20 protein-coding genes are annotated in these 23,038 nt (G+C 64.0%); 18 read left to right on the top strand and 2 right to left on the bottom strand.

What is annotated here, in order from left to right:
* Window positions 1-14: 14 nt before the first annotated feature.
* Both E8E95_RS19250 and E8E95_RS19245 read right to left on the bottom strand, forming a co-directional pair.
* Window positions 15-1,433 (bottom strand): aminotransferase, encoded by a 1,419-nt coding sequence (locus tag E8E95_RS19250; protein WP_280352837.1) that lies wholly within the window; start codon window positions 1,431-1,433, stop codon window positions 15-17.
* Between the two features lie 32 nt (window positions 1,434-1,465).
* Window positions 1,466-2,560, bottom strand: coding sequence for a polyamine ABC transporter substrate-binding protein (locus E8E95_RS19245; protein ID WP_280352835.1), 1,095 nt, complete (start codon window positions 2,558-2,560; stop codon window positions 1,466-1,468).
* Window positions 2,561-2,761: 201 nt separating this feature from the next.
* Here E8E95_RS19245 and E8E95_RS19240 point away from each other — a divergent pair, with 201 nt between their 5' ends.
* The 18 genes from E8E95_RS19240 to flgH all read left to right on the top strand — a co-directional run bounded on the left by E8E95_RS19240 (window position 2,762) and on the right by flgH (window position 23,030).
* On the top strand, window positions 2,762-3,412 hold the full coding sequence (locus tag E8E95_RS19240; protein ID WP_280352833.1) for a TetR family transcriptional regulator C-terminal domain-containing protein: 651 nt from the start codon (window positions 2,762-2,764) through the stop codon (window positions 3,410-3,412).
* Window positions 3,413-3,495: 83 nt separating this feature from the next.
* The gene (locus E8E95_RS19235; protein WP_280352831.1) at window positions 3,496-4,212 is read left to right on the top strand and encodes a response regulator; all 717 of its coding nucleotides are present in this window, start codon (window positions 3,496-3,498) and stop codon (window positions 4,210-4,212) included.
* Window positions 4,213-4,216: 4 nt separating this feature from the next.
* Complete coding sequence (locus E8E95_RS19230) at window positions 4,217-4,990, top strand: transporter substrate-binding domain-containing protein (RefSeq protein ID WP_280352829.1); 774 nt, start codon at window positions 4,217-4,219, stop codon at window positions 4,988-4,990.
* Complete coding sequence (locus tag E8E95_RS19225) at window positions 4,987-7,233, top strand: ATP-binding protein (protein WP_280352827.1); 2,247 nt, start codon at window positions 4,987-4,989, stop codon at window positions 7,231-7,233. The genes E8E95_RS19230 and E8E95_RS19225 overlap by 4 nt, the downstream gene beginning before the upstream one ends.
* Before the next feature lie 179 nt (window positions 7,234-7,412).
* Window positions 7,413-8,810: an amino acid permease gene (locus E8E95_RS19220; RefSeq protein WP_280352825.1), complete on the top strand. Its 1,398-nt coding sequence runs from the start codon at window positions 7,413-7,415 to the stop codon at window positions 8,808-8,810.
* A gap of 459 nt (window positions 8,811-9,269) precedes the next feature.
* Window positions 9,270-10,052: an enoyl-CoA hydratase-related protein gene (locus E8E95_RS19215; protein WP_280352823.1), complete on the top strand. Its 783-nt coding sequence runs from the start codon at window positions 9,270-9,272 to the stop codon at window positions 10,050-10,052.
* 19 nt (window positions 10,053-10,071) lie between these two features.
* Window positions 10,072-11,232 (top strand): acyl-CoA dehydrogenase family protein, encoded by a 1,161-nt coding sequence (locus E8E95_RS19210; protein WP_280352821.1) that lies wholly within the window; start codon window positions 10,072-10,074, stop codon window positions 11,230-11,232.
* A gap of 78 nt (window positions 11,233-11,310) precedes the next feature.
* Window positions 11,311-13,395, top strand: coding sequence for an acetate--CoA ligase family protein (locus tag E8E95_RS19205; RefSeq protein ID WP_280352819.1), 2,085 nt, complete (start codon window positions 11,311-11,313; stop codon window positions 13,393-13,395).
* 86 nt (window positions 13,396-13,481) lie between these two features.
* Window positions 13,482-15,089 carry a 5-guanidino-2-oxopentanoate decarboxylase gene (locus E8E95_RS19200; RefSeq protein ID WP_280352817.1) on the top strand — a complete coding sequence of 536 codons (1,608 nt, stop codon included), beginning with the start codon at window positions 13,482-13,484 and terminating at the stop codon, window positions 15,087-15,089.
* A 21-nt stretch (window positions 15,090-15,110) separates the two neighbouring features.
* Window positions 15,111-16,301, top strand: coding sequence for a pyridoxal phosphate-dependent aminotransferase (locus tag E8E95_RS19195; protein WP_280352815.1), 1,191 nt, complete (start codon window positions 15,111-15,113; stop codon window positions 16,299-16,301).
* A gap of 89 nt (window positions 16,302-16,390) precedes the next feature.
* Window positions 16,391-17,095: an NAD(P)H-dependent oxidoreductase gene (locus E8E95_RS19190; protein WP_280352813.1), complete on the top strand. Its 705-nt coding sequence runs from the start codon at window positions 16,391-16,393 to the stop codon at window positions 17,093-17,095.
* A gap of 321 nt (window positions 17,096-17,416) precedes the next feature.
* Entirely contained in the window at window positions 17,417-17,824 is a 408-nt protein-coding gene (gene flgB / locus E8E95_RS19185) for a flagellar basal body rod protein FlgB (RefSeq protein ID WP_280352811.1), read from the top strand.
* A 14-nt stretch (window positions 17,825-17,838) separates the two neighbouring features.
* Window positions 17,839-18,285: a flagellar basal body rod protein FlgC gene (gene flgC / locus E8E95_RS19180; RefSeq protein ID WP_280352809.1), complete on the top strand. Its 447-nt coding sequence runs from the start codon at window positions 17,839-17,841 to the stop codon at window positions 18,283-18,285.
* A 19-nt stretch (window positions 18,286-18,304) separates the two neighbouring features.
* The gene (gene flgD, locus E8E95_RS19175) at window positions 18,305-18,985 is read left to right on the top strand and encodes a flagellar hook assembly protein FlgD (RefSeq protein WP_280352807.1); all 681 of its coding nucleotides are present in this window, start codon (window positions 18,305-18,307) and stop codon (window positions 18,983-18,985) included.
* 45 nt (window positions 18,986-19,030) lie between these two features.
* Window positions 19,031-20,368 (top strand): flagellar hook protein FlgE, encoded by a 1,338-nt coding sequence (gene flgE / locus E8E95_RS19170; RefSeq protein WP_280352804.1) that lies wholly within the window; start codon window positions 19,031-19,033, stop codon window positions 20,366-20,368.
* A gap of 355 nt (window positions 20,369-20,723) precedes the next feature.
* Entirely contained in the window at window positions 20,724-21,467 is a 744-nt protein-coding gene (gene flgF / locus E8E95_RS19165) for a flagellar basal-body rod protein FlgF (RefSeq protein WP_179060597.1), read from the top strand.
* Window positions 21,468-21,512: 45 nt separating this feature from the next.
* Window positions 21,513-22,298, top strand: coding sequence for a flagellar basal-body rod protein FlgG (flgG, locus tag E8E95_RS19160; RefSeq protein WP_077521862.1), 786 nt, complete (start codon window positions 21,513-21,515; stop codon window positions 22,296-22,298).
* Between the two features lie 18 nt (window positions 22,299-22,316).
* A complete protein-coding gene (gene flgH, locus E8E95_RS19155; protein ID WP_280352803.1) occupies window positions 22,317-23,030 on the top strand; it encodes a flagellar basal body L-ring protein FlgH in 714 nt (237 codons plus the stop codon).
* Window positions 23,031-23,038: the final 8 nt, after the last annotated feature.

Raw genomic sequence — 23,038 nt, 5'->3', positions numbered from 1 at the left:
GCGGCCAGACTCCCTCAACTGCCGGCATAGTCGCCACTTCGCGCGAGGTCGGCAGCGGTTTCCAGGATGGCCTCGCGCAAGGTGCCGACGATCTCGTCCACCTGGGCGCGGGTAATGGTCAGCGGCGGCGACATCACGTTGAGGTGCACGATGGGGCGCACCAGCAGACCGCGTTTCTGCGCCCTCAGGTGAATCTGTTCGCCGATGTTCAGCTCATCGGGGAACAGGGTCTTGCTGGCCTTGTCGGCGACGAATTCGACGCAGGCCATCAACTTCTTGCAGCGCACGCTTCCCACCAGTGGCAGGTCCGCGAGCGTATGCAAGCGTTCCTCCAGGTAAGCCCCTACGTCGTCCACGTGGGTCAGCAGGTTCTCGCGCTGGATGATCTCGATGTTCTTCAGCGCGCTGACGCAGCTCACTGGGTGCCCGCTGTAGGTGAAGCCATGACTGAAGCAGCGACCCTTGCCCGGCTCACCGATCACGTTCCAGATGCGGTCGGAGAAGATGCAGGCGCCCAGCGGCAGGTAGCCGGACGTCAGGCCCTTGGCAGTGGTGATGATGTCCGGTACCACGCCGAATACCTCTTCCGAGGCGAAGAAGGCGCCCAGGCGGCCGAAGGACGTCACCACTTCGTCGGAGATGTAGAGCACGTCATGGCGCTGGCAGACCTCCCACATGCGCTTGTGGTAGCCGGCCGGCGGGATGATCACGCCACCCGAACCCATGATCGGCTCGGCGAAGAATGCGCCCACCCGGTCCGCACCCAGGGTGAGGATCTTGTCCTCGAACTCGTTGACCAGGAACTCCAGGAACTGCGCCTCATCCATGCCCGCCGGCGCCCGGTAGGGGTTGGGGCAGGAGATGTGGTGGATGCGGTCCTTGAGGAAGTCGAACTCCGCCGGACGATCCGCCGCCTTGCCGCCCAGGGACATGGTGAGGAAGGTGGAGCCGTGGTAGGCATTGATGCGGGTGATGACGTGTTTCTTCTCCGGCTTGCCGCGGCAGTTCTGGTAGTACTGCACCAGGCGGTAGGCGGTATCCACGGCGGTGGAGCCACCGGTGGTGAGGAACACGTGGTTCAGGTCGCCCGGTGCCAGTTCCGCCAGCTTTTCGCACAGCTCGATGGCCTTGACGTTGGCCATGTCGCAGAACGGGTTGGAGTAGGCCAGTTGGCGGACCTGGTCGGCGATGGCCTCGGCCATTTCCTCGCGGCCGAGGCCGATGTTGGTGCACCACATGCCGCCCACGGCGTCCAGGTAGCGATTGCCAGCGGTGTCGTAGATATAGGCACCACTGCCGGCCGCGATGTTCAACGCGCCATTTTCCCGGTGGTCGTCGAAGACGTGGTAACCGTGCATGTAATGCGCCTTGTCGGCGGCCACCAGGCGCTCATCGTCGAACTGGGCGAAGAAGTCGGTGTTTGGGGTGTTCATGGTCGTTACCTTTCCGTACAGGGCAGTTCAAGTCATTTGCCGGTCTTGACCGCATTCCAGGTGCGGGTGATCAGGCGCATGGCCTTCTGCGGCTGGGTTTTCTGGGTGAAGAGCCGGGCACGCGTCGTGTCGTCGGGGTAGATCGCCGGGTCGTTGCGCACCTCGTCCGCTACCAGCGGCGTGGCAGCCTTGTTGCTGTTGGCGTAGCGGATGTAGTCGGTGACCTCGGCGATCACCTTGGGTTGCAGCATGTATTCGATGAACTTGTGCGCGTTCTCCACATGGGGCGCGTCCTTGGGGATGTAGAAGTCATCGAACCAGATCAGCGAGCCTTCCTTGGGAATGAAGTAGTCCAGCTTCACCTTGGCTCCAGCTTCCGTGGCACGTGCCTGGGCGGTGGCGTAATCGCCGGACCAGGTCATGGCGATGCACTGGTCGCCGTTGGCCAGACCGTTGAGGTAGCTCATGGAGTCGAATTTGCGGATGTAGGGGCGCACCTTCATCAGCAGGTCCTGGGCGGCCTTGAGGTCCTCGGGCTCCGCGCTGTTCGGGTCACGCCCCAGGTACGCCAGAGCCAGCGGGAGCACATCAGTGGGGGAGTCGATCAGGGTCACGCCGCAGTCGGCGAAGCGCGACACGATTTCGGGGTCGAAGACCATCGCCAGGGAGCCGATCGGCGCATCAGGCATGCGCGCCTTGATCATGTCGACGTTGTAGGTGATGCCGTTGCTGCCCCAGGTGTAGGGCGCCGAATAGGTCACGCCCGGATCGAAGTGTTCCAGGCTGGCCAGGACCTGCGGGTCGAGGTTGCCCCAGCTGGGCAGGCGGCTCTTGTCCAGCGGCTGGAAAACCCCCGCCTTGAGCAGTGGCGGCACCAGGGCGGCGTTGAGCACCACCAGGTCGTAGCCGGAGCGGCCGGGCAGCAACTTGCCCTGAACGGTCTCATAGGAGTCGAAGGTGTCGTAGACCACCTTGATCCCGGTGGCCTTTTCGAACTCGGCGAGGGTGTGCTCGCCCATGTAGTCCGACCAGTTGTACAGGCGCAGGGTGTTGCTGTCGTCCGCCGGGCTCAGGGCCGGCAACAGGATGAGCGTCGTGCCGAGTGCTGCGACCAGGGTCTTGTGCATATCGGTTCACCTCTATTGTTGTTATCGAATCGCCTCGCTACCTACTTTGTGCCCCTTGGGCGATAGCGGCCATAACCCGAACGGGTAGGTGGGGGCGGCGTCCTCCTGTACAGTCGTTCAGAACCTGTCCATGATCTGCTGCGCATCGCGAGAGCATGAACAGGCTCTACGAATCGCCAGACCATCAAAGGAGCTTTCGGCATGACAACCCAGGATGTGCGCTACTCCCGCCTGGACCCCGAGTTGCGCAAGGCGCACCTGATCGAAGCGACCCTCATCTGCCTCAAGCGCCATGGTTTCCAGGGCGCCTCCATCCGCAAGATCTGCGCCGAGGCTGGCGTGTCGGTGGGGTTGATCAACCATCACTACGCGAGCAAGGACGAACTGGTCGCCGAGGCCTATTTGGCCGTCACCGGGCGGGTGATGAAGCTCCTGCGCGACGCCATCGACGATGCCCCGGCCAGCCCACGGCCGCGACTGTCGGCATTTTTCCAGGCGTCCTTCAGCGCAGAACTGCTGGACCCCCAGCTGCTCGAAGCCTGGCTGGCCTTCTGGGGAGCGGTGAAGACCGCCCAGGCCATCAACCTGGCGCACGATCAGTCCTACGGCGAGTACCGGGCCATCCTGGCCAAGGTGCTCACCGAACTGGCGCTCGAGGAAGGCTGGCAGGGTTTCGATGCCGAGCTTGCGGCGATCAGCCTCAGCGCCTTGCTCGATGGGCTTTGGCTGGAGTCCGGATTGAACCCGCAGACCTTCACGCCGGCACAAGGTGCGCAGATCTGCGAGGCCTGGGTGGACGGTCTCCAGGCTGGCGGCATGCAGCGCTTCCTGCGTCCCGTCGGCGCCTGTTGATCGATCGTTCAGCGGGCGATAACCTCCAGCCACTCCAACAATAAGATCGCCCCGCCAAGCAGCGGCGGCGGAGGGCATTTGCAATGGCTCCCAGTGTGCTGATCGTCGACGACGATCCGCTGATCCGTGAACTGCTCCAGTCCTACCTCGCCCAGGAGGGCTACCAGGTACGATGCGCCAGCACCGCCGAACAGGCCGAAGCCTCGCTGGCGGAAAGCCCGGTCGACCTGGTGATGCTCGACATCCGCCTGCCGGGTAAGGACGGCCTGACCCTGACCCGCGAACTGCGCGTGCGCTCCGAGGTCGGCATCATCCTCATCACCGGCCGCAACGACGAAGTTGATCGCATCGTTGGCCTCGAATGCGGCGCCGACGACTATGTGGTCAAGCCGCTGAACCCCCGCGAACTGGTTTCCCGCGCCAAGAACCTGGTGCGTCGGGTACGTCATGCCCAGCAGCCGGCCGCCGCCGCCCCGTCCACCCAGCTCAAGCGTTTCGCCGGCTGGATGCTGGACAACGACCGCCGTCGCCTGATCGACCAGGACGGCAGCGAAACCCTGCTCACCCATGGTGAGTTCCAGTTGCTCAGCGTCTTCCTGCGCAATGCCGGGCATACCCTCAGCCGCGACCAGTTGATGGACCAGATCCGCAACCGCGAATGGCTGCCCAACGATCGTTCCATCGACGTGCTGGTAGGGCGGCTGCGGCGAAAGCTGCGCGATGATCCTGCCGAGCCTCAACTGATCATCACCATTCACGGCGCGGGTTACCTGTTCACCGCCACGGCCAGCGCCGCCTGAATCCATGGCACGTGTCGTTCTGCTGGCGCTGATCCTCTTGTGCAGCACCGTCCAGGCCGAGCCCGTGGTGCGCTACTGCGACTATCCGGTCTATCCGCCGATCTCCTGGAGCGACGGCAAGCAGGTACGTGGCCTGGCGCCTAGGGTGGTCAAGGCGGTGTTCGCCCGACTTGGCCTGGACGTGGACGTGGTGGTGCTGGGCAACTGGAAACGCTGCCTGATGGATGCCGCGCAAGGGCGGGTAGACGTGGTGCTGGCCTATCGAACGCCCGAGCGCCTGGCCGACCTGGCGTTCGCCGAGGTGCCTGTGCTGCGCGAAGAGGTGGCGGTCTTCTACAACCGCAAGCACCCGCTCCAGGTGGACCGCCTGGAGGATCTCGCGAACTACCGCGGCGGCTTGTTGTTCGGTGAAAGCTACGGCGAAACCTTCGACCGTACCGTCGCCCGAGCCGGCAATATCGAATGGGTCTCCGATAGCCAGCAGAACTTCGGCAAGCTGATTCGCGGCCGAATCGATTTCATCCCCTATGAGCGACGCACCGGGTTGCTCTACATCGAGCACTTGCCCGGTGGCAGCGATATTCGGGCCTTGCCGTTGACCCTGGCGGTGGATCACCTGCGCTTGGCGGTGTCACGACATTCACCCCTCGCGGCACGCATGGCAGAGATCGACCTGGAACTGCAACGCCTGGTCGATGGCGGTGAGATCCAGCGCTGGCTGGCGGAGAGCGAAGCCACCTACCGCGACATGATCACTCAGCCGGAGACGCGCCGATGACCGCGCCGAAACCCGCGAGCGGCCTGCTGCGCCGATTGCTGTTGTTCATCCTCTTGTTCAGCCTGTGCTTCACCCTCGTGGCCAGCGCCGTGCAGTTGCACCTGGAATACCGCCGCGAGATGCGCGACATCGAGGCGCGTCTGGAACTGATCCGCGTCGGCTACCTGGCCAGCTTCGAACGCAGCCTCTGGGACCTCAACCAGGAACAGCTGAAGATGCAGATGCGTGGCTTGGCGGACTTTCCGGATATCGCCCTGGTGCGCCTGACCAGCACCGATTTCGAGTTGCAGGAAGGCGCCGACGATCCCGCCGGCCCGCTGCGACGCGAACATTTTCCGCTGTCCTACCAGCCGCCCACTGGCGAGCCGCGTCAGCTTGGCGAGCTGGAAGTCGCCATCGATCTGGGCGCCGTCTACCAGCGTCTTTACGCTACGGGACTCACCAGCCTGCTGTGGATGGGGGTGTTCCTGTGCGGTCTCGCGGTGACGCTGTCGTGGCTATTCCATCATCTGGTCACCCGCCATTTGCAGGTGATGGCCGACTTCGCCCGGCGCATCGGCGCCGGTGACTGGCACGAGGCGCTGCATCTCGATCGCCGTGTCGGACGTGGCACCGATGAGATCGACACCGTGGCCCAGGCCCTCGACGACATGCGTCGGGCTTTCGTCGACGACATCCAGCGCCGCGAGGAAGACCGCGCGGCTTTGCAAGGGATGGTGGAGCGACGCACCGCCAGCCTGCAGCGAGCCAAGGAAGACGCCGAGGCCGCCAACCTGGCCAAGTCGCGTTTCCTCGCCACCATGAGTCACGAAATCCGCACGCCGCTCAATGGCATCCTCGGCATGGCGGAATTATTGCGCGGCGCTTCGCTGGACGAGCGCGACAGCAAGCGCCTGGATGCCCTGCACAAGGCCGCTGAGGGATTGCTGGCGATCCTCAACGAGGTGCTCTATTTCGCCCGCCTGGAGGAAGGGGAGGGCCGGCCCGAACTGGTCGACTTCTCCCTGCCGGCGCTGCTGGATCAGGTGCTGACCTTGCTGGAACCGCGGGCCAGCGCCAACGGCACCATCCTGCGTATACACATCGACTCCGGGGTGCACAGCCGTTGCCACGGTGCCGAGCAATTCCTGCGTCAGGTGTTGAGCAATCTGCTGGCCAACGCGGTGAAGTTCACCGAAGAGGGGGAAATCCTCGTCGAGGTCCAATTGCTGGAGGCTCGGGAGACGGGGCAACGCCTGCGCATCAGCGTTACCGACGACGGGATCGGCATCGCCCCAGAGATGCAGGCGAAGATCTTCGAGCGCTTTACCCAGGCCAGCGAAGCTGTGGCCCAGCGCTACGGCGGAACCGGCCTGGGGCTGGCCATCAGCAAGCGTCTGGTGGAGCTGGTGGGCGGGCGGATCGGTGTCGAGAGCGTGGAAGGCGAGGGTAGCTGCTTCTGGTTCGAGCTGGAGCTGACAGCCGCGCGAAACCAGCCTATCGCCCAGAATGTCGTTCCGCAGCTGGAACCACTGGATGTGCTGGTGGTGGAGGACGTCGCACTCAATCGCGAAGTGGTATCCGGGTTGCTGGAGCGTGACGGCCACCAGGTCACCCTGGCCGAAGACGCCGAACCGGCGCTGCAGTTGTGCCGGCAGAGGCGCTTCGACCTGATCCTGCTCGACTTGCACCTTCCCGGCATGTCCGGCACCGACCTGTGCCGGCTGATCCGTGCCGACGAGCAAGGTGCCAACCGCAGTAGCCGCATCCTTGCCTTCACCGCCAGCCTGCAGCCGGCACTGGTGCGCAGTTGTCTGGATGCCGGCATGCAAGGCGCGCTGGCCAAGCCGCTGAAACTCGATGACCTGCGCCGGGCGCTGGCCGGGCAGGGGGCGACGCAGGATGGCGATGGCGCGGAGGAATTGCTGGACCGGCAATTGCTGGACACCCATCGTGGCCTGCTCGGCGAGCAGAAGGTCCAGGGGCTGCTGGTCATGTTGCGGCGCATGCTCGACGAGCAGCGCGCTGGCCTGCTGGAAGCCCTGGCCGCCCAGGACTGCGCCGAAGTCGGGCACCTCTCCCACCGCCTTGCGGGCAGCAGCGAATCCCTTGGCCTACGGGCGCTGGCCGTGTGTTTGCGAGAGCTGGAAACCCTGGCGCTGGCCGGTGATGCCAACGCCCTACAGGCGCTGAAGCCGAGTCTGGAAGAGCTGTTGGTGCGTTCGACGGAGGTGCTGGACGCACAGCTGCAAGGCGCTTCGTAAGAATCGAACAAATTCCTTACGACTTTTTACAACTTCGATCCCCACGTACAACGGGGTCTTACAAGTCCTTCCAATAATCGGTCCGAACCGCGTCCAACGCGGTCCTCGTGGCCTATTGGAGACAAGAATAATGACCCGCAAAGCCCACCTGTCCCGCCACCTCCATTCGGAGGTGCGTCATGTCTGAAGACCGTATCCAGCTCACTCGCGCGCTTAAAAGCCGCCATATCTTCATGCTGTCCCTGGGTGGCGTGATCGGCACCGGCCTGTTCATGGGCTCGGGCGTCACCATCAACCAGGGCGGCCCGGCCGGCGCCGTGCTGGCCTATCTGGTAGCCGGCGTGCTGATGTACCTGGTGATGGTCTGCCTGGGCGAGCTCTCGGTGCAGATGCCGGTATCCGGCTCCTTCCAGGCCCACGCCACCCGTTATATCGGTCCGGGCACCGGCTTCATGATCGGCTGGGTGTACTGGATGAGCTGGGCTACCACGGTTGGCCTGGAGTTCACTGCCGCCGGCATGCTGATGACGCGCTGGTTCCCCGAGGTGCCCATCTGGTACTGGTCGGCACTCTTCGTGGTGGTGCTGTTCTCCCTCAACGCCTTGGCCACTCGCGCCTTCGGCGAGGCGGAGTACTGGTTCTCCGGAATCAAGGTGGCGGCCATCCTCGGCTTCATCATCGTCGGCGTCCTGGCAATCTTCGGCGGCCTGCCGCTGGCCAGCGGCGAACCGGCCCCGATGTTCTCCAACCTGATCGGCGACAGCCTGTTCCCCAACGGCCTTTCCGCGGTGTTCGCCGTGATGATGGCGGTGGTCTATGCCTTCCAGGGTTGCGAAATCATGGGCGTGGCTGCCGGTGAGACCGATCAGCCGGAAAAGAGCATCCCGCGCGCGGTGCGCAATGTGGTGTTCCGCGTGCTGATCTTCTACGTGCTGGCCATCGTCGTGCTGTCGGCCATCGTGCCGTGGCAGCAAGCCGGCCTGATGGAAAGCCCCTTCGTCCAGGTGTTTGACATGGTGGGCATTCCTTTCGCTGCCGACCTGATGAACTTCGTCATCCTTACCGCCATCCTCTCGGTGGGCAACTCGGGTCTCTATGCTTCCACTCGCATTCTCTGGGCCATGTCCAAGACCGGGATGGCACCGCGCAGCCTGGCAACACTCAGCAAGCGCGGTGTACCGCTGCGTGCCCTGAGTATCACCCTGTGCTTCGCGCTGCTGTCGCTGCTGACCAGCGTGGTGGCCGCCGATACCCTGTTCATGGTGCTGATGGCCATCAGCGGCATGGCCGGTACCGTGACCTGGATCGTCATCGCCCTGGCCCAGTACCGCTTCCGTCGTGAGCACTACAAGGCCGGCGGTACCGTCCAGGACCTCAAGTACGCAGCGCCGCTGTACCCCTTCCTGCCGCTGGCTTGCATCCTGCTGTGCAGCTCGCTGTTCGTCTTCCTGGCACTGGACTCGACGCAGCGCCCGTCGCTCTACTGGGGCTTCGGCTTCGTCGGTATCTGCTACGCCGCCTACTTCTTCCTGCAGTTCAAGCGTCAGCGCCAGGTGATGGTCGCTCCCGCGGTGTAACACCAGCGCGAACGTCTGGGTCAGGCCTGCGGCCTGATTGGCGAATGAATTCGCCCCTACAGGAAGAGCAAAAAAGCCCCCGCTCTGCACGGACAGCCCCCTCTCCCACTGGGGCGAAGAGGCACGCTTTCGAAAGCACTGCTTTCGGTGCCGATGAGCGCCAGATCGCGAAGCGATCTGGCCGGGGCGCAGAGCGGGGTTGGGGTGAGGGCGGCCAATTCTCCGCTCGAACTTCCTGCCCAGCATGCTGAAAAGGATCGTCGGTTCCGAGTTGTTCAAAGATGTAACAGCCGTCACTCCCTCTCCGCGCGAACTCAAATTAATTCGATTTAAAACAAATAGTTACGCTCAGGATTAGGCGTTACATACCCCATTTGGGCAGGATTGCCGCCTTCCTGAACACTCGTTTAGGATCGCCCTTAATTCCTCATCACCAATCACAACAAGACGAGGGTTGCGATGACCACCTTGCTCAGCCAGGTCGAAGCCGGTGTCGCCCGGATCACCCTGAACCGCCCCCAACAGCGCAATGCGCTGGATATTCCCACCCTGAACGCCCTGCTCGAACTGCTAGCGGCCCATGAGGCCGATCCGGCCGTGCGCGTTGTGCTGCTGACCGGCGAAGGTCGCAGCTTCTGCGCCGGTGCGGACCTCGCCGAATGGGCCGAAGCCGAAGCCCGGGGCGACCTGGAAACCTATGGCTGGACCGAAGCGGCCCATGCCCTGATGTCGCGGCTGCATGGCTTGGCCAAACCCACCATCGCCGTCATCAATGGCACGGCTGTCGGCGCGGGAATGGACCTGGCGCTGTGCTGCGATTTCCGCATTGCCGGAGCCTCGGCGCGTTTCAAGGCCGGCTACACCGGCATGGCCTATTCGCCGGACGCAGGGGCCAGTTGGCACTTGCCGCGCCTGATCGGTGGCGAGCAGGCCAAACGCCTGTTGTTCCTCGATGAACTCTGGGGTGCCGAGCAGGCCCTCTCGACTGGATTGGTGGGTGAAGTCTGCGCGGATGAGCAACTGCAGGCCGTTGCAGGTGAGTTGGCTGCGCGCCTGGCTGTTGGTCCTACCTTCGCCTTTGCCCAGGCCAAGGCGCTGATCCGCGATGGCGCCAGCCGCAGCCTCGCCCAGCAACTGGAAGCCGAACAGGCCGCCGGGTTGCTCTGTGGCCGTAGCGAAGACGCCGCCGAAGCGCTACGCGCCGTGGCCGAGAAACGTTCCCCTCAATTCAAAGGCCGCTAAGCGCGGGCAGGTGACTCCCATGGATTTCAAACTGACCCAGGAACAGGAAATGCTCGTCGAGGCGGTGAAGAGCTTTGTCGAGAAGGAACTGCTGCCCTATGAGGAGGAAGTGGACCGCGCCGACGCCGTGTCCCCGGAGCTGGCCGCGCAGATTCGCGGCAAGGCCATCGCGGCCGGCTTCTACGCCTTCAACATGCCCGAGGAAGTCGGCGGCGGCGGCCTCGACTACCTGTCCCAGGCGTTGGTCGAGCGTGAGCTGTCCAAGGTGTCCTGGGCGCTGCACGTTTTCGTCGCGCGGCCCTCGAAAATCCTCATGGCCTGCAAGGGCGAGCAGATCGAGCAGTACCTGCTGCCCAGCATCCAGGGCGAGAAGATCGACTGTTTCGCCCTGACCGAACCGGGTGCCGGTTCCGACGCCAACTCCATCAAGACCCGCGCGGTGCGCGATGGCGATGATTTCGTCCTGAACGGTGCCAAGCACTTCATCAGCCATGCCGGCCATGCGGACTTCGCCATCGTCTTCGCCGTCACCGACACCTACGAGCACAACGGCAAGAAGCGCAATGCCGTCACCGCCTTCCTGGTCGACAAGGGCACCGCCGGCATGACCGTGCGCCGTGGCCCCCGCTGTGTCAGCAACAAGGGCTATCACACCTACGAAATCTTCTTCGATGACTGCCGCGTGCCAGCCTCCAAGGTCCTTGGGGAAGTGGACAAGGGCTGGGAAGTGGCCAACGCCTGGCTCACCGCCGGCCGTGTGATGGTCGCCGCCAACTGCGTCGGCCAGGCGCAGCGTGCACTCGACCTGTCGCTGCAATGGGCCGCCGATCGCAAGCAATTCGGCCAGCCCATCGGCACCTACCAGGGCATCTCTTTCAAGCTCGCTGACATGGCCACGCAGATTCGCGCGGCCGAGCTGATGACCCTGCACACCGCCTGGAAGATGGACCAGGGCAGCATGACCGACGGCGAAGCCGGCATGGCCAAACTCTTCGCCAGTGAAGTGCTGGGCAAGGTGGCCGACGAGACGGTGCAGATCTTCGGCGGCATGGGGTTGATGGACGAAGGCCCGGTGGAACGTATCTGGCGCAACGCGCGGATCGAGCGCATCTGGGAAGGCACTTCGGAAATCCAGCGCCACATCATTTCCCGCGAACTGCTGCGGCCGCTGCTGCGCTGACGCCTTTGTTCCCCTCTCCCTTGGGGAGAGGGGCTAGGCGTGAGGGAAATCCTGGCAAAACCTATTCCGAGATCCGACATGAATCGAGACAACCTCAAGCGCCTGCTGGCGCCACGGCACCTGGCCTTCATCGGCGGCCGCAGCATGGCCCGCGCCCTCAAGCGCTGCGCCGAAGGTGGCTTCGCCGGTCAGATGTGGCTGGTCAATCCGCAGCACGCTGAACTGGAAGGCGTGCCCTGCGTGGCCGGCGTCGCCGACCTGCCGTGTGGGCCGGATGCGGTGTTCATTGCCACCAACCGTGAACAGACGCTGGACAGCGTCGCAGCCCTGGCCACCAAGGGGGCCGGCGGGGCCATTTGCTACGCCTCCGGCTTCGCTGAAACCGGAGCCGAAGGCCAGGCCCTGCAGGCGCAATTGCTGGCAGCGGCCGGTGACATGGCGCTGCTCGGACCCAACTGCTACGGCCTACTGGACTACCTCCACGGCGCCGCCCTCTGGCCGGTGGCCCACGGTGGCCAACTGGTTGAGAAGGGCGTGGCCGTGCTCACCCAGAGCGGCAACTTCGCCTACAACCTGTCCATGAGCGACCGCTCCCTGCCGATCGCCTACATGGCCTCGGTGGGCAACCAGGCGCAACTGGGCGTGGCCGAACTGATGGATGTGCTGCTGGACGAACCCCGCGTCACCGCCATCGGCCTGCACCTGGAAGGTCTGAAGAACGTACCTGGCTTCGCCCGTGCGGCGCACAAGGCGCTGGAGAAGGGCATCCCGATCATCGCGCTGAAGACGGGTGTGTCCCAGATCGGCGCCGAGTTGGCCCTCAGCCACACCAGCTCCCTGGCTGGCTCCGATGCGCTGTACGACAGCCTCTTCGAGCGTCTCGGAGTGATCCGCGTCAGTGGCCCGGTGAGTTTCATGGAGACTCTCAAGGCAGCGGCCTGCGGCAAGTTGCCAACCGGCCCCGGCCTGATCGCCCTGGCCTGCTCCGGCGGCGATGCGGGTCTGATCGCCGACTACGCCGAAGCCAACGGCCTGCAACTGCCGAAGCTTGACGACGGCCAACGCCACGAGCTGGCGCAGGTCCTGCCGGGTTACGCCAATATCGCCAACCCGCTGGATTTCACCACCGCCATCTGGGGCGATGCTGAAGCCCTGGCACGCATGCTCGACAGTGCGATGAGCAGTGCTGCTGATGCCGCGTTGCTGGTGCTGGACTATCCAGGCGAGGAGACCGGCGAGCGGCCCCAGTGCGATCTGCTGCTGGAGCTGTATTGCGAAGCCCTGGAGCGTCACGGCAAGACCGGTTTCATTGCCTCGGCCTTCCCGGAACTGCTGCCGGAGTCCGCCCGCGAGTACCTGCACGCCCGTGGCGTCGCTGCCTTGCAAGGCGTGGAGGACGGCCTGGCCGCGTGGGGCCGGATCGCCGCCTACAAGCAACGCCGTGAAGCACTGCTGGCCCGGGGCGAGTCGGCCCTGGTGCCCCTGAGTCCATCGCCTCTGGCCGGTGGTGAGTTGCTGGATGAATGGCAATCCAAACAGGCCCTGCGAACCTTTGGCCTGCCGGTTCCGCAAGCGCTGCTCAGTACGCCGGAACGGGCCGTGGAGGATGCCGACCAGCTTGGCTACCCGCTGGTGCTGAAAGCCGTCAGCGCAGACCTGCCACACAAGACCGAAGCCGGCGCCGTGGCTCTCAATCTGCGTGATGCCGACGCCCTGCAACGCGCCCTGGGCGAAATGCGGCAACGCATTGCCGGCTACGCACCCGGCGTAGCGTTCGACCAGGTACTGCTGGAGCGCATGGCCACACCGCCACTCGCGGAGTTGATCGTGGGGGTAAAGCGAGAGGAAGGATTTGGCCTGGCCCTGGTAATCGGCGCCGGCGGCATTCTCGTCGAGTTGCTGAAGGACAGCCGCAGCCTGCTGCTGCCCACCAACGATGTCGCGATTCGCGATGCCCTGCTGAGCCTGCGCAGCGCGCCGTTGCTCACCGGCTTCCGTGGCCGCCCTGCGGCGGACCTGGACGCGCTGGTCGCCGCCATTCGCGCGGTGGCCGACTATGCCTGCGAGAACGCCGGGCGCTTGCTGGAGCTGGACGTGAACCCACTGCTGGTCGGTGCCGACGGTGCCGTGGCGGTGGATGCGCTGATTCGTATCGCGGAATGACATCTCTCCTGTAGGAGCCAGCTTGCTGGCGATTCGCGAGCAAGCTCGCTCCTACAGGGCTTGGCATCGATTCGAGGAGACACTTCATGCAACAGAACACTCTTACCGGCGGCCAGGCCCTGGTTCGCCTTCTGGCCAACTACGGCGTGGACACCGTATTCGGCATCCCCGGCGTGCACACCCTGGAGTTGTATCGCGGCCTCCCCGGCAGTGGCATCCGGCATGTGCTGACCCGCCACGAGCAAGGCGCAGGTTTCATGGCTGACGGCTATGCACGAGTCAGCGGCAAGCCGGGTGTGGCCTTCATCATCACCGGCCCGGGCGTAACCAACGCCGCCACTCCTATTGGCCAGGCCTATGCTGATTCGATTCCGATGCTGGTGATTTCCAGCGTCAACCACACCTCCAGCCTGGGCAAGGGCTGGGGCTGCCTGCACGAGACCCAGGACCAGCGCGCCATCACCGCGCCCATCACGGCCTTCTCGGCTGTAGCCCTGACCCCGGAAGACCTGCCCGAGCTGGTGGCGCGCGCCTATGCCGTGTTCGATGGCGAGCGTCCGCGTCCGGTGCATATCTCGGTTCCGCTCGACGTGCTGGCCGCCCCAGTCGCGCGGGACTGGACTGCCGAGGTGGTACGCCGCCCCGGTCGTGGTCTTCCGGATGTCGGGTCACTGGAGGCAGCCGTCCAGCGTCTGGCCTCGGCCAAGCGGCCGATGATCATCGCCGGTGGTGGTGCGCTGGAAGCGGCCAGTGCCGTGCAGGCACTCAGCGAGCGCCTGGCCGCTCCGGTATTTACCAGCGTGGCCGGCAAGGGACTGTTGCCGCCGGAGGCCCCGCTCAATGCTGGTGCCAGCCTTTGCGTTGCACCGGGCTGGGAGATGATCGCCGAGGCCGATCTGGTCCTGGCGGTCGGCACCGAGATGGCCGATACCGATTTCTGGCGCGAACGTCTGCCGCTGTCCGGCGAGCTGATCCGTGTCGATATCGATCCACGCAAGTTCAACGATTTCTATCCCTGTGCCGTCGCGCTCAAGGGCGATGCCCGCCAGACCCTGGAGGCGCTGCTTCAGCGCCTGCCGGAAACGGGCAGGGCAGGGGAGGCGGCTGCCGCCCGCGTTGCGCGGCTGCGTGGGGACATCCGCAATGGCCATGCGCCGCTGCAGACCATTCACCAGGCGATTCTCGACCGCATTGCCGCCACGCTGCCGGCCGATGCGTTCATCAGCACCGACATGACCCAGCTGGCCTACACCGGCAACTACGCATTCGCCAGCCGGGCACCGCGCAGCTGGTTGCACCCCACCGGCTACGGCACCCTCGGCTACGGCCTGCCGGCCGGCATCGGTGCCAAGTTCGGCGCACCGGAACGGCCCGGCCTGGTGCTGGTGGGGGATGGTGGTTTCCTCTACACCGCGCAGGAACTGGCGACCGCCACGGAGGAGCTCGACAGCCCATTGGTGGTGCTGCTGTGGAACAACGACGCCCTGGGCCAGATCCGCGACGACATGCTGGCACTGGATATCGAACCGGTGGGTGTGCTGCCGCGCAACCCGGACTTTGCCGGCCTGGCCCGCGCCTTCCATTGCGCCGTGAAGCAGCCCCGCAGCCTCGACGAACTGGAAGGCGACCTGCGCGCAGGCTTCGGCCACCCCGGCGTCACCCTGATCGAACTGAAACACGCCTGCGCTCATTGAGCGCAGGCCGAGGAGATATCCATGCGCTTTTCCGACCTCACCCAACGTATCGCCGGCGACGGCGCGGCTGCCTGGAACATTCACTACCGTGCGCTGGAACGCCAGGCCCGCGGTGACGACATTCTCCTGCTGTCGGTAGGCGACCCCGATTTCGACACGCCGCAGCCCATCATCCAGGCGGCCATCGACAGCCTGCTCAACGGCAACACGCACTACTCCGACGTGCGCGGCAAGGCCACCCTGCGCCAGCGCATCGCCGCCTGGCACAACCAGCGCAGTGGGCAGAGCGTCGGCCCGGACGAAGTGGTGGTATTGGCCGGTGCGCAGTGCGCGTTGTTCTGCGTTGTGCAGTGCCTGCTCAATCCGGGCGACGAGGTCATCGTCGCCGAGCCCATGTACGTCACCTACGAAGCCGTGTTCGGCGCCTGCGGTGCGAAAGTGATCCCGGTGCCGGTACGTTCGGAGAACGGTTTCCGCATCCAGGCGGAAGATGTGGCTGCCGCGATCACTCCGCGCACCCGTGCCCTGGCCTTGAACAGCCCGCACAACCCATCCGGTGCCAGCCTTCCGCGCAGCACCTGGCAAGCGCTGGCTGAACTCTGCATTGCCCATGATCTCTGGATGATCTCCGACGAGGTCTACAGCGAACTGCTCTTCGAAGGCGAGCACATCAGTCCGGCCAGCCTGCCGGGGATGGCAGAACGCACCGCCACCATCAACAGCCTGTCCAAGTCCCACGCCATGACCGGTTGGCGGGTGGGCTGGGTCGTAGGCTCGAAGGAGTTGTCCGGGCACCTGGAGAACCTCGCCCTGTGCATGCTCTACGGCTCGCCCGACTTCGTTCAGGACGCCGCCTGCGTCGCACTGGATGCTCGCCTGCCTGAGCTGGAAGCCATGCGCGAGGCCTATCGGCAGCGGCGCGACCTGGTCTGCGCGAGCCTGGAAGACTGTCCCGGCTTGCGTGCGCTGAAACCGGACGGCGGCATGTTCGTGATGGTGGATATCCGTCCGACGGGGTTGTCCGCCCAGGACTTCGCCGACCGGCTGCTGGACAACCATGGCGTGTCGGTATTGGCGGGCGAAGCGTTCGGCCCCAGCGCGGCTGGCCATATCCGCCTGGGGCTGGTGCTGGGCAGTGAGCCGCTGCAAGAGGCCTGCCGCCGCATTGCCCGCTGTGCAGCCGAACTGATTGATCAACTAGAAATCGCATGAATGAAGGTTTGCGTTGCGCGGCGAATCCCTCATCGTTGGGCTTCGCTGCGCTCTGCACCAACCTACGGACAGTGCCATAAGGAACACCCATGAAGATTCTGATCGTCCATGCCCACCCCGAGTCGCAGTCGTTCTGCAGCGCCTTGCGCGATCTCGCAGTGGAAACCCTGCAAGGGCAGGGGCATGAAGTCCGCCAGTCCGACCTCCACGCACTGGAGTGGAACCCGGTCGCCAGCGCCGCCGATTTCAGCGAGCGGCAGAACCCGGATTACCTGGTCTACGCCCTGGAACAGCGTGAAGGCGTGAAGGCCGGCAAGATTGCGCCGGACATCCAGCGCGAGCTCGACAAGCTGCTCTGGGCCGATCTGCTGATCCTCAATTTCCCGCTCTACTGGTTCTCGGTGCCGGCCATGCTCAAGGGCTGGATCGACCGCGTGCTGGTATCCGGTATTTGCTACGGCGGCAAGCGCTTCTACGACCAGGGCGGCCTGGCCGGCAAGAAGGCGCTGGTGACCCTGACCCTGGGTGGTCGCGAGCATATGTTTGGCGACGGCGCCATCCACGGTCCGCTGGAGGACATGCTGCGGCCACTGCTGCGTGGCACTTTGGCCTATGTCGGCCTGGAGGTCCTGCCGCCCTTTGTGGCGTGGCACGTGCCCTACATCAGCAATGACGCCCGCCAGGATTTCCTGCGTGCCTATCAGGACCGGTTGCAGGGGCTGAGTCAGGATGTGCCGCTGGAGTTCCCACGGCTGGACCAGTTCGACGACAGGTTGTACCCACTGGCTCGATGAGTGCAGGAAGGCCGCCCAAGGGCGGCCTTCTTATTTTCCGATCAACTCCTTTTGTAGGAGCGAGCTCTGCTCGCGAAAGTCCCGAGCGCGATCATTCGCGAGCAAGCTCGCTCCTACCTGTCTATCGCCGGATGCCCCGCCAAAGCGGCAACCGGCGGCAAATAGCCCTTGCCGCTTTGCCGCCCGGCCCCTGTCTGTTGCCGCTTTTTGCCGCTCTAGATTTCGTCAAACTATTGAAATTAAAGGAAAAATAGTTTTGGCACGACCTTTGCTGAATGTCAGATAAGCAAAACCAGATTGCCACTGGCAAAGGTTCCGGACATGAGCATCAGCTTCGAAAAGGCCCTCGGCATCCATCAGCAAGCCCTCAGCTTCCGCGCCCAGCGTGGCGAGGTGCTGGCCAACAACATCGCCAACGCCGATACCCCGAACTACAAGGCTCGTGACCTGGACTTCGCCAGCGTGCTGGCCCAGCAGTCGGAGAAGGCCGCCCACGGCAGCTTCCAGGCCGCCCGAACCAACGAACGCCACATGGTCGCCGAAGGTTTCGACATGGCTGACGCCTCGCTGAAGTACCGCATTCCGTTCCAGGCGGCCGTAGACCAGAACACCGTCGACGCCCAGCTGGAGCAGTCGAACTACACCGAGAACGCCATGCAGTTCCAGGCCAGCTTCACCTTACTCAACAGCAAGTTCAAAGGGCTGATTAACGCCCTGCGCGGCGAATAATGGAGAGCCAAGCCATGTCACTGTCCAGCATCTTCAACATTGCCGGCACCGGCATGAGTGCCCAGAACACTCGGCTGAACACCATCTCCAGCAACATCGCCAACGCCGAAACGGTGTCCTCCAGCCTCGACCAGACCTACCGCGCCCGCCACCCGGTGTTCGCCACCGTGATGCAGGACAGCCTGGGCAACGGCGACCGTGGTTCGCTGTTCGCCGACCAGGACCAGTCCGGTGCCGGCGTGCAGGTACTAGGCGTGATCGAGGACCAGAGCACCCTGACCCCGCGCTACGAGCCGAGTCACCCGGCGGCCAACGCGGATGGCTACGTCTACTACCCCAATGTGAACGTGGTCGAAGAGATGGCCGACATGATTTCCGCCAGCCGGTCCTTCCAGACCAACGTGGAAATGATGAACACCGCCAAACAGATGATGCAGAAAGTGCTGACCCTGGGTCAGTGATAGCGCGCGAGGGAACAGCATGAGTGTCAGCAACGTAGCGTCCACCGATGGCCAGTCCTTTCTCGACCAGTACGCCATCAAGAACGAAGCCAAGAGCAAGGACCTCGGCAAGAACGAGTTCCTGGAGCTGCTGGTCGCCCAGTTGAACAACCAGGACCCGCTGTCTCCCCAGGAGAACGGCGAGTTCATTGCCCAGCTGGCGCAGTTCAGCCAAGTGGAAGGCATCGAGAAGCTCAACTCCAGCATGGGTTCGCTGCTGTCTGGCTACCAGTCCTCCCAGGCGTTGCAAGCCTCGTCCTTGGTGGGTCGCAAGGTGATCGTGCCGAGCGAGAAGGCCGTGGTGGACACCAGTGAAACCTTCAAGGCCAGCGCCAATCTGCCCATTTCCAGCAGCAACGTCTGGGTCAACGTCTACGACAGCGCCGGCACCCTGGTTAACCGCGTCACCCTTGGCGAGCAGCCTGCCGGCAGCGTGAGCTTCATGTGGGACGGCAAGGACTCGAGCGGCAAGGTCATGCCGCCTGGCACCTACAAGTTCGAAGCACAGGCCCAGTACGGCGGTGAGACCAAGGCCCTCTACACCATGCTGCCGGCCAACGTCGACAGCGTCACCCTCGGCCAGAACGGCGGCGAACTGATGCTCAACCTCGCGGGCATCGGTAGCGTCGGGCTCTCCAAGGTCCAGGTCATCGGTCAGTAATTTCCCGGTTCAGAGCGCCGGGAAGCACCGGCAAAGGAGATAGAAATGGCGTTCAACATCGGTCTCAGCGGCCTGCGTGCAGCGACCAGCGACCTCAACGTCACCGGTAACAACATTGCCAACGCCGGCACCGCGGGCTTCAAGCAGTCCCGGGCGGAGTTCGCCGACGTCTATGCCGCTTCTGTGCTGGGTACCGGCAAGAACCCCCAGGGCAGCGGCGTGCTGCTGGGCGACGTGTCCCAGCTGTTCAACCAGGGCAACATCAACTACACGCAGAACGCCCTGGACCTGGCCATCAACGGCAACGGTTTCTTCCAGACCAGTAACAACGGCGAGGTCAGCTACACCCGCGCCGGCTACTTCGGGACCGACCGCAGCGGCTACATCGTCAACAACTTCGGTTACCGCCTGCAGGGCTACGGCATCGACGGTAACGGCAATGTGCAGAATGGCGTGGTCAGCGACCTGCAGGTCCAGACGTCCAACCAGGCACCCAGGGCCACCACCGAGGTCGCCCAGAAGTTCAACCTGAACTCCACCACCAAGGCGCCGACCAACACCCCGTTCGACCCGAGCGATCCGACGACCTACACCTCGTCCACCTCGGTCAACATCTATGACTCCCAGGGCAATGCCCACGTCATGACCCAGTACTTCATCAACAACTCGGACCCGGCCGCGACACCGCCGGTGACCAACAACTGGACCATGGCTGTGCTGGTGGATGGCCGCAATCCGTCCAACCCGACCAGCACCGACCCGCACACCACCAACCTGTTGTTCAATGCCGACGGCAGCCTGAACACCGCTGGCATGGCGGCGGGTGGCGAGCTGAATTACGACCCGGCCACCGGGCTGATGAACCTGGATGATTGGGTACCCGCCGTATCCGATGGCGGCACGCCCGCCAACTGGTCGGCCAACGGCGCCACCGCTGACGCCGGCGGCATCCGCGTCGATATCCGCGGCTCCACCCAGTACTCCAGCGCCTTCGCGGTGAACAGCATCAGCCAGGACGGCTACACCACCGGCCAACTGGCAGGTCTGGAAATCGACGACACCGGTGTGATCTTCGCGCGCTACACCAATGGCCAGTCCAAAGTGCAGGGCCAAGTGATCCTCGCCAGCTTCGCCAACGTCCAGGGTCTGACCCCGGTCGGCAAGACCGGCTGGGTGCAATCGTTCGAGTCCGGTGAGCCCATCGTCGGTACGCCACGTTCCGGCACCCTGGGTGCTCTCCAGGCTGGCGCCCTCGAAGACTCCAACGTCGAGCTGTCGGACCAGTTGGTGAACCTGATCGTCGCCCAGCGCAACTATCAGGCGAACGCCAAGACCATCCAGACTGAGGATGCCGTAACCCAAACCATCATCAACCTCCGTTGATGAGCGGCTGCGCGTCGGCCATGCGTTGTTGAAAGTGACCCGAGGAATGCTCATTTACAGCCGTAAACTCGAGTGCGAGCCCAGTCCGCTTCCTCAGGCCACTTTCGCCTAGCCTGGCTCTAGCTCGCGCGCTCATCCTTGCCATGGAGTCCTACGGACTCCGAGCGGCAAATCCCCTTGCCGCTGGCGGCATCCCCTCGCCGCCAGCGCTTTGACAAGGCCCTGCAAAGGGCCTTTTTCTTTTCTGGAAAGTCATTTTATTTCAATGTCTTGCGAATAATCTTCTGCGTTGGCACGACGCTTGCTGCATGGCATGCAAAGCGCCAAGGGCGGCAACGCCCACTCGGAGAGATTCATGGACAAGATGCTTTATGTCGCAATGAGCGGAGCCAGCCAGAACAGCCTGGCTCAGCGTGCTCATGCCAACAACCTGGCGAACATTTCGACTTCCGGTTTCCGCCGTGATTTCGAGCAGGCGCGATCCATGCCTGTGTTCGGTGACAGCTTCCCGTCGCGGGTCTATGCCATGACCGAGCGGCCGGGTACCGATTTCACCCCCGGCGCACTCCAGGAAACCGGCCGTGACCTGGATGTCGCCGTGGAAGGGGAGGGTTGGGTTGCGGTGCAGGCGCCTGACGGCAGCGAAGCCTATGTGCGTACCGCCAGCCTGCAGATCGATGCCCTTGGCCAGCTCCGCACCGGCAATGGTTTGCCGGTCATGGGCAATGCCGGTCCCATTGCCATTCCGCCGGAGCAGAAAGTCGAGATCGGCCAGGACGGCACCATCAGCATCCGTGCCCTGGGCGAGGCGCCCAACGTGGTGGCTGAGGTGGACCGCATCAAGCTGGTCAACCCCGATCCCAAGCAGCTGGAGAAGGGCGCCGACGGCCTGATCCGTGTCAAGGACCCGCTGCAGCCGGTGCAGGCCGACGCCAATGTCCGCGTGACCTCCGGCTTCATCGAGGCGAGCAACGTCAACGCCGTGGAAGAGATGACCGCGATCCTGTCGCTGTCCCGCCAGTTCGAGCTTTCCGTGAAGATGATGCGTACCGCCGAAGACAATTCTTCGGCAATGGCGCGGGTCTTGCAGTTCAGCTAATCACCAGTACGCGGCGCCATGTTTCCGGCGCCCGAGGAGAAGAAAATGCTTCCGGCACTCTGGGTCAGCAAGACCGGCCTGTCCGCCCAGGACATGAACCTGACCACCATTTCCAACAACCTGGCGAACGTTTCGACCACGGGCTTCAAGCGCGACCGCGCCGAGTTCGAGGACCTGCTGTACCAGATCCGTCGTCAACCGGGTGGCCAGACCAGCCAGGACAGCGAACTGCCCACCGGCCTGCAGCTGGGTACCGGTGTGCGCATCGCCGGCACCCAGAAGATCTTCACCCAGGGCAGCCTGCAAACCACCGAGCAGCCGCTGGACATGGCCATCAACGGTCGCGGCTTCTTCCAGGTGCTGATGCCCGATGGCACCGTCGCCTATACCCGTGACGGCAGCTTCCACCTGAACTCCGACGGCCAGATCGTCACCTCCCAGGGCTTCGCTCTGGAGCCGGCCATCGTCCTGCCCGCCGAAGTGCAGACCTTCACCGTGGGCGAGGACGGCACCGTCTCCGTGACCACCACCGGCAACCCCGCTGCTCAGATCATCGGCAATATCCAGACCGCCGACTTCGTCAACTACGGCGGCCTTCAATCCATCGGCAACAACCTCTATCTGGAGACTGCCGCCAGTGGCGCGCCGCAGGTTGGCACTCCGGGCCTGACCGGTTTGGGCGTGGTGCAGCAGAACACCCTGGAGAACTCCAACGTCAGCGTGGTCGAGGAACTGGTGAACATGATCACCACCCAGCGTGCCTACGAGATGAACTCCAAGGTCATCTCCACCGCCGACCAGATGCTCGCTTTCGTCACGCAGAACCTGTAACGCCCTGAGGTAGTTGTCATGAACCGGCTGATCATTCTTCTCCCGCTGCTCGGCATCACCCTGATCCAGGGCTGTGTGCAACCTGCGCCGCGACCGAACGATCCCTACTACGCGCCCGTGCTGCCGCGCACTCCGCTGCCTGCCGCACAGAGCAACGGCGCGATCTACCAGGCCGGTTTCGAGACCAACCTCTACGACGACCGCAAGGCCTATCGCGTGGGTGACATCATCACCATCACCCTCAACGAGCGTACCCAGGCCAGCAAGAACGCCAACTCGCAGATCCAGAAGGACAGCAACGCCAACATCGGCCTGACTTCGCTGTTCGGCGGTGGCGTCTCGGTGAACAACCCCAATGGCGGCCTCAATCCGCTGGATGCCGCGCGCCTGTCCCTGGATGCGGAATACAACGCCAACCGCGATACCAAGGGTGATTCCAAGGCGGGGCAGAGCAACAGCCTGTCCGGTTCCGTCACCGTCACCGTGTCCGAAGTGCTGCCCAACGGCATCCTCGCCGTCCGCGGCGAGAAGTGGCTGACCCTGAACACCGGCGATGAGCTGGTGCGCATTGCCGGTATGGTCCGCGCCGATGACATCGGCACCGATAACACCGTGCCGTCCACTCGTGTAGCCGATGCACGCATCACCTATTCCGGCACCGGCGCCTTCGCCGACGCCAGCCAGCCGGGCTGGTTCGACCGGTTCTTCATGAGCCCGCTGTTCCCGTTCTGATGAGGCCG

Source organism: Pseudomonas sp. BN414, from assembly GCF_029871275.1.
Taxonomy (GTDB): domain Bacteria; phylum Pseudomonadota; class Gammaproteobacteria; order Pseudomonadales; family Pseudomonadaceae; genus Metapseudomonas; species Metapseudomonas resinovorans_C.
Note: the sequence above shows the minus strand (reverse complement) of the source record. Positions and strands in the feature narration are given on the sequence as shown.

What these genes read in the sequence shown, in the direction of transcription:
- E8E95_RS19250 (WP_280352837.1), bottom strand. Translation starts at nt 1,433, where the DNA reads ATGAACACCCCAAACACCGACTTCTTCGCCCAGTTCGACGATGAGCGC.
- E8E95_RS19245 (WP_280352835.1), bottom strand. Translation starts at nt 2,560, where the DNA reads ATGCACAAGACCCTGGTCGCAGCACTCGGCACGACGCTCATCCTGTTG.
- E8E95_RS19240 (WP_280352833.1), top strand. Translation starts at nt 2,762, where the DNA reads ATGACAACCCAGGATGTGCGCTACTCCCGCCTGGACCCCGAGTTGCGC.
- E8E95_RS19235 (WP_280352831.1), top strand. Translation starts at nt 3,496, where the DNA reads ATGGCTCCCAGTGTGCTGATCGTCGACGACGATCCGCTGATCCGTGAA.
- E8E95_RS19230 (WP_280352829.1), top strand. Translation starts at nt 4,217, where the DNA reads ATGGCACGTGTCGTTCTGCTGGCGCTGATCCTCTTGTGCAGCACCGTC.
- E8E95_RS19225 (WP_280352827.1), top strand. Translation starts at nt 4,987, where the DNA reads ATGACCGCGCCGAAACCCGCGAGCGGCCTGCTGCGCCGATTGCTGTTG.
- E8E95_RS19220 (WP_280352825.1), top strand. Translation starts at nt 7,413, where the DNA reads ATGTCTGAAGACCGTATCCAGCTCACTCGCGCGCTTAAAAGCCGCCAT.
- E8E95_RS19215 (WP_280352823.1), top strand. Translation starts at nt 9,270, where the DNA reads ATGACCACCTTGCTCAGCCAGGTCGAAGCCGGTGTCGCCCGGATCACC.
- E8E95_RS19210 (WP_280352821.1), top strand. Translation starts at nt 10,072, where the DNA reads ATGGATTTCAAACTGACCCAGGAACAGGAAATGCTCGTCGAGGCGGTG.
- E8E95_RS19205 (WP_280352819.1), top strand. Translation starts at nt 11,311, where the DNA reads ATGAATCGAGACAACCTCAAGCGCCTGCTGGCGCCACGGCACCTGGCC.
- E8E95_RS19200 (WP_280352817.1), top strand. Translation starts at nt 13,482, where the DNA reads ATGCAACAGAACACTCTTACCGGCGGCCAGGCCCTGGTTCGCCTTCTG.
- E8E95_RS19195 (WP_280352815.1), top strand. Translation starts at nt 15,111, where the DNA reads ATGCGCTTTTCCGACCTCACCCAACGTATCGCCGGCGACGGCGCGGCT.
- E8E95_RS19190 (WP_280352813.1), top strand. Translation starts at nt 16,391, where the DNA reads ATGAAGATTCTGATCGTCCATGCCCACCCCGAGTCGCAGTCGTTCTGC.
- flgB (WP_280352811.1), top strand. Translation starts at nt 17,417, where the DNA reads ATGAGCATCAGCTTCGAAAAGGCCCTCGGCATCCATCAGCAAGCCCTC.
- flgC (WP_280352809.1), top strand. Translation starts at nt 17,839, where the DNA reads ATGTCACTGTCCAGCATCTTCAACATTGCCGGCACCGGCATGAGTGCC.
- flgD (WP_280352807.1), top strand. Translation starts at nt 18,305, where the DNA reads ATGAGTGTCAGCAACGTAGCGTCCACCGATGGCCAGTCCTTTCTCGAC.
- flgE (WP_280352804.1), top strand. Translation starts at nt 19,031, where the DNA reads ATGGCGTTCAACATCGGTCTCAGCGGCCTGCGTGCAGCGACCAGCGAC.
- flgF (WP_179060597.1), top strand. Translation starts at nt 20,724, where the DNA reads ATGGACAAGATGCTTTATGTCGCAATGAGCGGAGCCAGCCAGAACAGC.
- flgG (WP_077521862.1), top strand. Translation starts at nt 21,513, where the DNA reads ATGCTTCCGGCACTCTGGGTCAGCAAGACCGGCCTGTCCGCCCAGGAC.
- flgH (WP_280352803.1), top strand. Translation starts at nt 22,317, where the DNA reads ATGAACCGGCTGATCATTCTTCTCCCGCTGCTCGGCATCACCCTGATC.